This window comes from Qipengyuania vesicularis (genome assembly GCF_019711415.1).
GTDB lineage: Bacteria > Pseudomonadota > Alphaproteobacteria > Sphingomonadales > Sphingomonadaceae > Qipengyuania > Qipengyuania vesicularis.
In genome coordinates, this window is sequence record NZ_JAIGNJ010000001.1 from 425738 (window position 1) to 437499 (window position 11762).

Below are 11762 nucleotides of genomic sequence, written 5' to 3' on the forward strand. Positions count from 1 at the left end.
ATGACACAGCCTGACGATCTCCTGCCCATCGGCCTCGAAGACGCGCTGCCTGCGCGCGCGGCCGCGATTACCCGCGCCATGCGCCAGGTCCTCGATGCGATGGACACGCATGGCTATGATCGCGTCCGTCCTCCGCTGGTGGAGTTCGAGAGATCTCTGGCTGGCCGGATGGAAGGCGTGGCGACCCGCCGGATGGTGCGATTCACCGATCCCGAAAGCCTGCGGACGCTTGCGCTACGGAGCGACATTACGGTGCAGGTCGGCCGGATTGCAGCGACCAGCCTTGCTCAGGCGCCGCGCCCCTTGCGGCTCGCCTATGCCGGCGAAGTCGCCACTCTCAAGGCCGACCAGCTCGATCCGGCCCGCCAGCGTTTGCAGATGGGCGCTGAACTCATCGGCAGTGACAGTGTCGCGGCTGCCATCGAAGCGGTGACCGTTGCACTCGACGCTCTCGAGGCTGCCGGTATCTCCGGCCTCTCGGTGGATTTCACGCTCCCCGATCTCGTGGATACGCTGGCCGAGAAGGCCCTGCCGCTCGCCTCGGGGCAGCGTGATGCGGTGCGGCGCGAGCTGGATATGAAGGATGCGGGCGGTTTGAAAGCTGCTGGCGGCGAGGACTATCTCCCGCTGCTCTATGCAACCGGACCGTTCGAAGAAGCCATCGACAAACTTGCGTCGATCGATGCCGGCGGCGTGCTCGCCACCCGGATTGCAGCGTTGCGCGAGATTGCGGCGGCGCTGGGTGATCGCGCACGGCTGACGCTCGATCCGTCCGAACGGCATGGTTTCGAATACCAGAGCTGGTTCGGCTTCACGATCCATGCAGCCGGTGCTCGTGGAGCACTTGGTCGCGGCGGAACCTATGCGATCAAGGGCAGCGAAGAGGCCGCCACTGGGTTCTCGCTCTACATGGAGCCACTGCTAGAGGCGCTCGGCAATTCCGACCTTCCCGATCGTAAGTCACTGTTCCTCCCTCTAGACCACGACCGCGAGGTTGCTGCACGCCTGCGTGGTGAAGGATGGCGCACGGTGGCGGCAATCGGAGAGGGTGATGATGCGTCGGCTCTGGGCTGCACGCATATCCTTGAGCAGGGTCAGCCAAAGGCGCTTTAGGAGCCCTTCCACTGGTCGTGCTTTGCCATGACCCCCTCGTAGAGTTCCGAGTTCACCAGACCATCGAGCCAGCGCTGCACATTTGGCAAGTCCTGCGCTTCGAACCAATCGCGGTCGGCATTGGCGAACTGGCGCACGAAGGGAAAAATGGCGATATCCGCGAAGCCCCTTTCTTCTCCGCACAAATAGGGTGAAGCGGAGAGGCGATCGTCCAAGGCGCACAGATGGACGAGAGCGGCTTGCCGGTGCTCTTCCGGATCAACATCGTTGTAGCGGGTCGAATACTTGTAGCGATCGAGGTGGTGTTTGAACGGGCCGTCATTGGCGGCGAGCAATTCTGGTGCCTCGCGTTCCAGCCAGCCCTCAGGATCGTTCCGCACCAAGGCCCAGCGCATGATGTCGAGGCTCTCTTCGAGCACCCCTTCGTCGGTTACGAGCACGGGGACCGTTCCTTTGGGCGAGACCTTGAGCATCTGTGGTGGCTTGTCGCGCAGCACGACTTCGCGGTGTTCGTGGGCGACCCCGCTCACGTGCAATGCCATCCGGGCGCGCATGGCATAGGGGCAGCGGCGGAAGCTGTAGAGGATCGGTTCAGCCATCGGCGTCCTTGCGCCCGATGTGCTCTTCATCGCGCTTGGTTGCGAGTTTGGCCTGGCGGTGCCTTTCACGGTAGCGGGCGCGCTGTTCGTCGGAGCGCTCACCGAAACACTGGTGGCAGGAGATGCCTTCCTCATAGCGTTCGTGGGCGAGATCACGATCGCTCAAGGGGCGGCGGCAGGCGCGGCACAGGCTGTGCGTGCCGACATCGAGGCCATGCGTGACGCTGACCCGCTCGTCGAAGACGAAACATTCGCCCTGCCAGCGGCTTTCTTCCGCGGGTACATCCTCCAGGTATTTGAGGATGCCGCCTTTGAGGTGATAGACCTCTTCCAGCCCTTCTGATTTCACGAATGCGGTCGATTTCTCGCAGCGGATACCGCCAGTGCAGAACATCGCAATCTTCGGCGTCCTGCCTTCCGCTTCGAACTCCGCGCGGCGTGAACGAAACCATTCGGGAAATTCGCGGAAGCTCCTGGTTCCAGGATCGATCGCGCCCTCGAATGTGCCAATAGCCACTTCATAGTCGTTACGGGTATCGATCAGGATGGTGTCGGGATCGGAGATCAGCGCGTTCCATTCCTGCGGATCGACATAGATGCCCACACCACCGACCGGATTGAGGTCGGGCTGGCCCATGGTCACGATCTCCTTCTTGAGGCGGACCTTGGTGCGGTGGAAGGGCATTTCGGCCGCGCGCGATTCCTTCCATTCGAGGTTCGAGCAACCGGGCAGGGCGCGGATGTAGCCGAGCAGCGCCTCGATGCCCGCGTCGGTCCCCGCAACGGTGCCGTTGATCCCTTCGTTCGCCAGCAGCAATGTCCCGCGAACGCCATGGTCTTCGGCGCAGGCCAGCAGACCGGGCTTGAGTCCGGCAGGATCGTCGAACCGCGTGAAATGATAGAGGGCGGCAATACGGATAGGCAGGTCTGACATGTCGGCGGGCCCTTAGCAGCCCCGCGCCAGCGATGCTATTGGCGCGATCGCAGGTTGTCTGCCATCCATTCAGCGGCCTGCCCGACCTTCGCGGGGCCCAGCTGCGCTGCCACGCTGCGGCTGAGGGTTACCAGATCGACGCGCGCAAGGCTTTCCCGATAGGCCGCCTCCGCCTGCGCAAAGCCGGCAGCAATGTTGCAGGGCAGCTTGCAGTCCTGGGGCTTGCTGGCGCAGGGCCCGTTCTGGCGGATTTCCGTGCAGCGAAACATGGGTTCCTCGCCATCGACGGCAAGCAGGATGTCGAGAAGCGTGACCTCCGCCGGTGGTCGCGCCATGCTGTAGAACCCGCTTCGTCCGCGACCGCCATTCACGATACCGGCGCGGGCGAGCGCCTGCATCTGCTTGGCCATGTAGGGTTCGGGGACGCCGTGGAACTCCGCCAGTGCGGAAAGCGAAAGCCCGCGATCCGGCCACAGGGGAGCCAGCAGCGCGCAGGCATGCGCAGCCCATTCGACACCCTTGTTGATCCTCATCCGAAATATCCTTCTTGCGCGCCCTCTAAAATATGGATATCAAATATCCGAATATAAGGAGATGCGCGATGTTGGGCAAACCTGATGGCCTCGACCGGTTGATGCAAGTGATGATCGCGCTGGTTGCGCTTTTCGCGATCGCCAACGGGCTCTTCATGCTGACCGACCCGCTGGTCTGGTACGGCACGCTGGAGACGGTGCAGACCACCGGCCCGGCAAATCGCCATTTCATCGGCGATATCGGGTTGGCCTACATGATCTCGGGCGCGGTGCTGCTCTATGCGGCAGCCAATCTTGGGCTGCGCTGGGGAGCGGCGCTGATTGGGGTCAGCTGGCTCGCGGCGCATGGCGCGTTCCACGTCTACGAAGTAACCACCGGGATCTGCAACCCCTCGGTATTCTGGCAGGACGCACCGGGCGTGCTCGGCCCGCCGTTGCTGGTACTGCTGGCGGTGGGCATCCAGTTCGCACGTCGACGCGTCTCGCCGGTTCCTCTTCCAAAGCACGTCTTTCTTGCTGCCATGCGCAAGGTAGCGGGCGAGGCCGAACCTTACATGGATGACCTCGACCGGGCAGGGGGATTTGCAACTGAAAAGTTCCAGCATGCGATGCTGCTTTCCGGCCACCGGCATCATGCTCCCTCTGCCCTTTTGCATATGGCGCGGCTGGGCTCGACCCGCGCCGAGGACTGCGGCCCCTGCGTGGAGATCGTCCGCCAATTCGCACTGGCCGATGGCCTCGATCCTGCGCGCATCCAGAATGCGTTGATGGGCAGGCCCGAAAGCGAAGAGGACAAGCTTGCCTATGATTTCGGCGCGGCAGTCTCCTCGGGCGATGTTGCCACGGCCGCCGAGCTGGGCGAGCGACTCGAGGCGCTATTCGGGCGCAAGGTTCGCACCGAACTGGCGCTCGGCGCGGCGAGTGGAAGGCTGTTCCCGGCAATCAAGCGCGGGCTTGGCTTTGCTTCGGCCTGCACCATCCCTCAGGCCGCCTGACAGCGCGCCGCCAGCCGGGCGAATGCGTATGCCTGCGGCTTGACGGGACACCTCCGGCCCCCTAACCCGCGCACCGCATTTGAAGCGGGTGTCCGCTTCTCCATTCCATCCCCTGGTCGAGTCCTGTCGAAGGACCTTGTGGATCCCCTGGCAGGGGTAAAGGCGTAATCATGGCAAACGTGACCGTAATCGGTGCCCAGTGGGGCGATGAGGGCAAGGGCAAGATCGTCGACTGGCTCGCCAGCCGTGCCGATGCAGTCGTCCGCTTCCAGGGCGGACACAATGCCGGCCATACGCTGGTAATCGACGGGACGACCTACAAGCTTTCGCTGCTGCCTTCGGGCATTGTCTCGGGCACGCTGTCGATCATCGGCAATGGCGTAGTGCTCGATCCCTGGGCGCTGAAGGCCGAAGTCGAGAAGCTCGAGGGGCAGGGCGTCAAGATCACTGCGGACAATCTCGCCGTGGCGGACAATTGTCCGCTGATCCTGCCGATCCACCGCGACCTTGACGGCTTGCGCGAAACCGCCGCCGGTTCGGGCAAGATCGGCACGACGGGCCGCGGTATCGGCCCGGCCTACGAAGACAAGGTCGGCCGCCGCGCTATCCGCGTGTGCGACCTGGCGCATCTCGACCATCTGGAACCGCAACTCGATCGCTTGTGCGCGCATCACGATGCCCTGCGCGCAGGCTTCGACCAGCCGCCAGTCGACCGCGAGGCGCTCCTCGAGGAACTGCGCGGGATCGCCGATTTCGTGCTGCAATACGCCCAGCCCGTTTGGAAGCGCCTCAAGAAGGTTCGCAAGGCGGGCGCCAAGATCCTGTTCGAAGGCGCACAGGGCGTTCTGCTCGATATCGATCACGGCACCTATCCCTTCGTGACAAGTTCGAACACGGTCAGCGGTACCGCAGCTTCGGGTAGCGGGCTGGGTCCCAATTCTACCGGCTACGTGCTGGGAATCGTGAAAGCCTACACCACGCGTGTCGGCAGCGGTCCTTTTCCGACCGAGCTCGAGGACGATATCGGCAAGCGGCTTGGCGAACGCGGCCATGAATTCGGCACGGTTACCGGCCGCCAGCGCCGCGTCGGCTGGTTCGATGCCGTGATCGTGCGCCAGAGCTGCGCCATCAGTGGTGTCACCGGCATCGCGCTCACCAAGATCGATGTGCTCGACGGCCTCGACGAAGTGAAGATCTGCACCGGCTACCGACTGCGGAACAATGTCTACGACTACTTCCCCAGCCATGCCGCCGACCAGGCTGCCGTGGAACCAATTTACGAGACGATGGAAGGCTGGAGCGAAAGCACCGCGGGCGCGCGCAGCTTCGCAGACCTGCCGGCCAATGCCGTGAAATATGTCCAGCGTATCCAGGAACTGATCGAAACGCCCGTGGCGCTGGTTTCAACCAGCCCCGAGCGTGACGACACGATCCTGATGCGCGATCCTTTCATGGATTGATGCGCCGGCCCGTCTTGCGGGCTCTCGCGCACGAGACTAGGCACGCCGCATGACTGACCATGCCAAGCTGACCGGCCGTCCGGTAATTTCGTCGACCGGCCTTTTCACGCCTTCCGAAAGCATCACCAACGAAGAGCTGGTTGCCAGCTTCAACGAGTTTGTGAAGCGTCACAACGAGCGGAACGCCGCCTTGATCGAAGTAGGCGACATGGAGCCGCTAGCGCCGAGCTCGGTCGAATTCATCGAAAAGGCGAGCGGGATCAAGGCGCGCCATGTAATGGCAAAAAAGCCGGTCCTCGATCCGGAGATCATGGCGCCGCGCTGGCCGCAGCGGTCGAATGACGAGCTGTCGATCCTTGCCGAGATTGGCGTGAAGGCTGCCCGGGATGCGCTCGATCGTGCCGGACGCAGGCCGGAAGACGTCGACGCCGTGCTCTGCGCCGCTTCGAACATGGAGCGCCCCTATCCGGCTATGGCGATCGAGATCCAGCAGGCGCTGGGAATCGAGGGATTCGGATTCGATATGAATGTCGCCTGCTCCTCCGCCACTTTCGGCATCCAGACCGCAGCCGACTATATACGCGCTGGTAATGCGAAGAGCGTGCTGGTCGTCAGCCCGGAGATCACAAGCGGGCACCTGAACTGGCGTGACCGGGACAGCCATTTCATTTTCGGCGATGTCGCAACAGCCGTGCTGGTCGAGGATGCGGGTGTGGCACCTGCCGCGCATTGGGACATCATCGGCACCAAGCTGAAGACAGTTTTTTCGAACAATATCCGCAACAACTTTGGCTTCCTCAATCGCGCCTATCCGGAGGAAGCGGGCGGAGCAGACAAGCTGTTCGTCCAGGAAGGACGCAAGGTGTTCAAGGAAGTCGTGCCGATGGTCGCGCAGATGATCATCGACGAAGCACAGCGGCTCGACCTTGATCCGCAGGGCTTGCGGCGCCTGTGGCTCCACCAGGCGAATACGGGCATGAACCGGCTAATTGCGCACCGTGTGCTGGGGCATGAGGCGAATGAAGACGAAAGCCCGACAGTGCTCGACACCTATGGGAACACCTCCAGCGCCGGGTCGATCATTGCCTTTCACCTTCACAGCGATGACCTCCAGAACGGGGACACGGGGCTGATTTGCAGCTTTGGCGCAGGTTATTCGGCGGGCACTGTTTTCGTGCGCAAGGCTGCCTGACCGGCTTGTGAGCAAAGGTTCGAGCGCCTAAGCCCGCTCCCATGGCAGGAGACCTCCAAGACAATCGCGGCCGCGGCGACATCCCCTCGAGCATTCCGCGCATTCATCCCGAAGGGCGCAAATTCGGTCTTGCCGCCCTCGGCCTCTCGCTGGTTTTCGCCTGGTTCGCGTGGGAAACGCTGGCTTGGCCGTTGGCTTTCCTGTCACTGCTGATCTTCGCCTTCTTTCGCGATCCGGAGCGTGTGGTTCCACAGGACGACCGGTTCATCGTCGCGCCAGCTGATGGCAAGGTCATTCAGATCGTCGAAGTCGAGCCTCCACACGAGATGGTGATCCCCGACGGCAGCGGAACCGAAGGCCTCACGGCCACACCGGTGACGCGCATATCGATCTACCTGTCGCTGTTCGACGTCCATATCAATCGCACGCCCATCGGTGGCGTGGTGCGGCGGCTCGTCTATATTCCCGGCAAGTTTCTCAATGCAGAGCTCGACAAGGCGAGCGATGACAACGAGCGCCAGCATATCGTCATCGAGCGGTCCGACGGGGTGAAGGTCGGAATTACGCAGATTGCGGGAATAATCTCGCGGCGCATCATCGCCTTCGTGAAACCGGGCGATACGCTCGGCGTTGGCCAAAGAGTGGGAATGATCCGCTTCGGTAGCCGGGTCGATGTCTACCTGCCCGCAGGTACGGGTGCCTATGTCATGGTCGGCCAGAAGGTCGTGGCGGGCGAAACCGTGCTTGCAGCGGTCGGTAGCCAGCCGCTGCTTGAAGGAGTGTCGCAATGAACCAGCCGCCCGAACACCGACCGGTCACCGAGCTTGAAGAACGAGCACGGCTCGGACCGAAGGCGGCCGAGGACGAGAAGCCGGTCATGGGCCGGTCGCGCGGGCTTTCACTTCGCGCAATGGCACCGAACGCAATTACTGCTGCCGCGCTTTGTTCAGGGCTGACGGGCATCCGCTTCGCAATCTCGGAACAGTGGTCGGCCGCAGCCGTGGCGATTATCGTCGCGGGACTTCTCGACGGCATGGACGGGCGCATCGCGCGTCTGCTCAAGGCGCAGTCTCGTTTCGGGGCCGAGCTCGACAGTCTCGCCGATTCCCTGAGCTTCGGTACCGCACCCGCCATCATTATCTACCTGTGGTCGCTTTCGACCGAGCCGCGCTGGGGCTGGCTTGCCGCACTGGCGCTGGCCATCTGCTGTGCATTGCGGCTGGCGCGGTTCAATGCGCAGATCGACGTCGAGGACCAGCCGCACAAGTCGCTGGGTTTCCTCACCGGCGTACCTGCACCCATGGGGGCTGGGCTGGCCTTTATGCCGTTCTATCTATGGATGGCGACCGGACAGGAGATATTCCGCGAGCCGATCTTTGTGGCCCCGTGGATCCTTGCCACCGCACTCTTGATGATTTCCAGCATGGCTACGCCCAGCTGGGCCTCGTTGCGCCCGCGTCGCGGGATTCGCCTGTGGGTGCTGGTGTTCGTGGGGCTGCTGTTCGGTGCCCTGATGTTGGAACCCTGGTGGACCCTCAGCGTGATCGGGATAGGCTACTTGGCGCTTCTTCCGTTTACGCTCATGCGTTACGCAAGGCTCAAGCGGCGCGCTGCATCGCCTGCCGAATGACCGGATAGGCGCGGGCCTGGCGCCCGAAGCCATTGGCGCTGCCGGTAACGACTGCGGGCCGCGGGCCAACGCCGGCCGTCGAATAGCCTTGCTTCATACGCTGCCGCAGCATGCCGAAGGCGGACCACCAACGCAGCCCGCTGTCGGCAAGCACGAGCACCGTCGCCAGTCCGGCGAGGGCGAATGCGGCAATGAGAACAAATGCGAACATCTCGATCATCTCCTGCCCCGTCTGCCTGTGCACAAGGCTGTTGACAGCCGGGGTAAATCTACGGGAGAACCCCTATTGACCGCCGCAGTTCCGGCGATGAGAACAATGTTCTCGTTCTGTTCCGTCCTGTCAAGCGCTTTTTGCGTTCGGATTCCCTTTTTCGTCGGTGAATTGAGGCTGGATTTATCCGGGAAAGGCCACTATGTGCGCGCCGTTCGCCACAGAATCGGCCAATCCGGGCCAATTCGAACGGCGGGCAAATCCACATGGAAGGCGCTCATACCGGTGCCCGATCGCGGGAAGCTCCGCATCACGGGTTCCAGCCTTCCAGAGGTACAACCGGAAAGGAAATGACCATGGCGGCTCCTACCGTCACCATGCAGCAACTGATCGAGGCCGGCGCACACTTCGGCCACCAGACCCACCGTTGGAACCCGCGCATGAAGCCGTATATCTTCGGCGCGCGCAACGGCATCCACATCATCGACCTGTCGCAGTCCGTGCCGCTTTTCGCGCGCGCTCTCGACTTCATCAGCTCGACCGCTCGTTCGGGCGGCAAGGTGCTCTTCGTCGGCACCAAGCGCCAGGCGCAGGACCCGATCCGCGAAGCTGCGCTCGCTTCGGGCCAGCACTTCGTCAACCACCGCTGGCTGGGCGGCATGCTCACCAACTGGAAGACGATCTCCCAGTCGATCAAGCGTCTTAAGACACTTGAGGAACAGCTTTCGGGCGACACCGGCGGCCTGACCAAGAAGGAAGTCCTCCAGCTGACCCGTGAAAAGGACAAGCTGGAACTCTCGCTCGGCGGTATCCGCGACATGGGCGGCATTCCGGACGTGATGTTCGTAATCGACGCCAACAAGGAAGACCTGGCCATCAAGGAAGCCAACGTGCTTGGCATCCCCGTCGTCGCAATCCTCGACACCAACGTCGACCCGAACGGCATCGCCTTCCCGATCCCGGGCAATGACGATGCTGCTCGCGCCATCAAGCTCTATTGCGATGCGGTTGCCGAAGCAGCCCGCAGCGGCAAGGGCGAAGGCGTCCAGGACAGCGGTGCAGACGTCGGCGCGATGGAAAATCCGCCCGAAGAAGCCGCGGCCTAAGGCCCATTCCCGTGAGGCGAGGGCGCCATGCTCTCGTCACACAAGCGAACTATGCGCCGGGCCGCTGCTCACAGCAGGTCCGGTGCCTACGCATTCAAGACGACCCAAGAAGGAAAATACCATGGCTGCATTCACTGCCGCTGACGTAAAGGCCCTGCGCGAGAAGACCGGCGCGGGCATGATGGACGCCAAGAAGGCGCTCGAAGCCGCTAACGGCGATATCGAAGCCGCTGTCGACGCACTGCGCGCAAAGGGCCTCGCCACCGCCCAGAAGAAGTCGAGCCGTACCGCGGCCGAAGGCCTCGTCGGCATCGCCGTCGAAGGCACGAAGGGCGTTGCCGTCGAAGTGAACTCGGAAACCGACTTCGTTGCGAAGAACGACCAGTTCCAGGACTTCGTCCGCAAGACCACCGAAGTTGCCCTTGGCACCGACGGTGACGACATCGAAGCGCTCAAGAACGCTGCCTACCCGACCGGCGGTACGGTTGCCGAGAAGCTGACCAACAACGTCGCCACGATCGGTGAGAACCAGCAGATCCGCCGCATGAAGACTGTTTCGGTCAGCAATGGCGTGATCGTGCCCTACATGCACAATGCTGTCGCTCCCGACCTCGGCAAGATCGGCGTTCTCGTTGCGCTCGAGTCGGAAGGTGACAAGGCGAAGCTGGAAGAACTCGGCAAGAAGCTGGGCATGCACATTGCTGCTGCATTCCCGCAGGCGCTGACCGCTGAAGGCCTCGACGCCGACGTGATCGCGCGCGAGCGCGCAATCGCCCAGGAAAAGGCTGCCGAGAGCGGCAAGCCCGAAAACGTCCAGGAAAAGATGGTCGAAGGCGCGGTCAACAAGTACGCCAAGGAAAACGCGCTGCTCAGCCAGATCTACGTGATCGACAACAAGACCCCGATCTCGCAGGTCGTCGAGCAGGCTGGCAAGGATGTCGGCGCCAAGGTCGAACTGGTGGACTACGTCCGCTTCCAGCTCGGCGAAGGCATCGAGAAGGAAGAAACCGACTTCGCTGCCGAAGTGGCTGCTGCCGTAGCCGGCTAAGCGAATTTCGCTTCCCATCGAATTGGGCCGCCGGACCTCAGGGTTCGGCGGCCTTTTTCGTAGGTGGCACGAGGTCGATCACCCAGATTTCCGGCTGGGTGAACAGGCGAAAGGGCAACACGCTGGTCCCCAGGCCTGCGCTGGTGACAAGGACGTTCCCCTGCTCCTCTACGACCCCGCAGGAATAGCGTTGACCGTATCTCGACATTGTCGCTGGAGACCCGCCCCAGGGCCAGCCGATCTGGCCGCAATGCGTATGACCCGCGAGCATGATCCCAGTCTTCGGCGGAACCGCAGCGAAGGGATCAGGGCTATGGCTGAGGAGTATCGCAGGCCTGTCTGGTAGTTCGAGCCCGGCCAGCACAGCGGGCAGGTCGGCCTGTCCGGTGAAGTCGTCGTCCAGCCCACCCACGGTGATACCCGCGAACTCAGCCACCTCGTTTCGCAGGACCGTGATGCCGTGGCCGACAAGCTCGGCTTCGATCGCGTCGATATCGCGCCAGTGATCGTGATTTCCCGGGACCGCGACCTTTACGGCAGCAGGATAGAGATGGGCTAGCGGGGCGAGGGCCTCCTCAACCGAATAGTGGCGGGTAGCAGTCCGCTTGTCGCTAACGAGATCGCCCGCGATCATGATGATCGTCGGACGGATGGCGTTGACCTGTTCGACTATTGCAGCAAGCCGATCCGGCGGCATGTCGGGCCCAGAGACGTGGAGATCGGCCAGGAGGACAATCCGGTGCGTCTGGCTGGTCTCAAGCGCATCCCATTCTAGCTCGACCCTCTGCACGACGGGGTCGCGCATAGTGTCGTGCCATGCCTTGGCCGCGACGCTTCCCAGCAGAACGACAAGGACAAGCACGGCGATCCGCACATGTTTCGAGATTCTCATGATAGCAGGCTTACCGGCCTGGCAGCGCTTGCCAATGCCCTGTGCCGGT

At 62.7% G+C, this 11762-nt stretch carries 13 protein-coding genes; 8 read left to right on the plus strand and 5 right to left on the minus strand.

Translation table 11 applies throughout. The annotated features are described in order from the left end of the window. Window positions 1–1113: an ATP phosphoribosyltransferase regulatory subunit gene (locus K3146_RS02145; RefSeq protein WP_221544554.1), complete on the plus strand. Its 1113-nt coding sequence runs from the start codon at window positions 1–3 to the stop codon at window positions 1111–1113. Here the strand turns inward: K3146_RS02145 and K3146_RS02150 are convergent. From K3146_RS02150 to K3146_RS02160, 3 genes are read right to left on the minus strand one after another with little or no spacing between them, the layout of a single operon-like run. After that, window positions 1110–1712 (minus strand): glutathione S-transferase, encoded by a 603-nt coding sequence (locus tag K3146_RS02150; protein WP_221544555.1) that lies wholly within the window; start codon window positions 1710–1712, stop codon window positions 1110–1112. The genes K3146_RS02145 and K3146_RS02150 overlap by 4 nt on opposite strands. Then, window positions 1705–2646 carry an oxygen-dependent tRNA uridine(34) hydroxylase TrhO gene (gene trhO, locus K3146_RS02155; protein ID WP_221544556.1) on the minus strand — a complete coding sequence of 314 codons (942 nt, stop codon included), beginning with the start codon at window positions 2644–2646 and terminating at the stop codon, window positions 1705–1707. The genes K3146_RS02150 and trhO overlap by 8 nt, the downstream gene beginning before the upstream one ends. Before the next feature lie 35 nt (window positions 2647–2681). Next, complete coding sequence (locus tag K3146_RS02160) at window positions 2682–3179, minus strand: RrF2 family transcriptional regulator (RefSeq protein WP_247710986.1); 498 nt, start codon at window positions 3177–3179, stop codon at window positions 2682–2684. A gap of 68 nt (window positions 3180–3247) precedes the next feature. On the opposite strand from K3146_RS02160, the gene K3146_RS02165 reads away from it, so the two are divergent. From K3146_RS02165 to K3146_RS02185, 5 genes are all read left to right on the plus strand, one after another. Next, complete coding sequence (locus K3146_RS02165) at window positions 3248–4174, plus strand: hypothetical protein (protein WP_221544557.1); 927 nt, start codon at window positions 3248–3250, stop codon at window positions 4172–4174. 170 nt (window positions 4175–4344) lie between these two features. Further along, the gene (locus K3146_RS02170) at window positions 4345–5634 is read left to right on the plus strand and encodes an adenylosuccinate synthase (RefSeq protein WP_221544558.1); all 1290 of its coding nucleotides are present in this window, start codon (window positions 4345–4347) and stop codon (window positions 5632–5634) included. Between the two features lie 49 nt (window positions 5635–5683). Further along, window positions 5684–6826, plus strand: coding sequence for a beta-ketoacyl-ACP synthase III (locus K3146_RS02175; RefSeq protein WP_221544559.1), 1143 nt, complete (start codon window positions 5684–5686; stop codon window positions 6824–6826). Between the two features lie 41 nt (window positions 6827–6867). Then, on the plus strand, window positions 6868–7617 hold the full coding sequence (locus K3146_RS02180) for a phosphatidylserine decarboxylase (protein ID WP_221544560.1): 750 nt from the start codon (window positions 6868–6870) through the stop codon (window positions 7615–7617). Beyond that, window positions 7614–8456: a CDP-alcohol phosphatidyltransferase family protein gene (locus tag K3146_RS02185; protein WP_425594591.1), complete on the plus strand. Its 843-nt coding sequence runs from the start codon at window positions 7614–7616 to the stop codon at window positions 8454–8456. Before K3146_RS02180 ends, K3146_RS02185 begins: the two co-directional genes overlap by 4 nt. On the opposite strand, the gene K3146_RS02190 is transcribed toward K3146_RS02185, so the two are convergent. Further along, window positions 8425–8676 (minus strand): hypothetical protein, encoded by a 252-nt coding sequence (locus tag K3146_RS02190; RefSeq protein ID WP_221544561.1) that lies wholly within the window; start codon window positions 8674–8676, stop codon window positions 8425–8427. The genes K3146_RS02185 and K3146_RS02190 overlap by 32 nt on opposite strands. Window positions 8677–9023: 347 nt before the next feature. Between K3146_RS02190 and rpsB the strand changes: the two genes are divergently transcribed. Then, window positions 9024–9773, plus strand: a complete 750-nt coding sequence (gene rpsB, locus K3146_RS02195) for a 30S ribosomal protein S2 (protein WP_221544562.1) — start codon at window positions 9024–9026, stop codon at window positions 9771–9773. A gap of 121 nt (window positions 9774–9894) precedes the next feature. Beyond that, window positions 9895–10821, plus strand: a complete 927-nt coding sequence (gene tsf, locus K3146_RS02200) for a translation elongation factor Ts (RefSeq protein WP_221544563.1) — start codon at window positions 9895–9897, stop codon at window positions 10819–10821. A gap of 37 nt (window positions 10822–10858) precedes the next feature. Here the strand turns inward: tsf and K3146_RS02205 are convergent, their stop codons facing one another. Beyond that, window positions 10859–11713 carry a metallophosphoesterase gene (locus tag K3146_RS02205; RefSeq protein WP_221544564.1) on the minus strand — a complete coding sequence of 285 codons (855 nt, stop codon included), beginning with the start codon at window positions 11711–11713 and terminating at the stop codon, window positions 10859–10861. Between the last annotated feature and the right edge of the window lie 49 nt (window positions 11714–11762).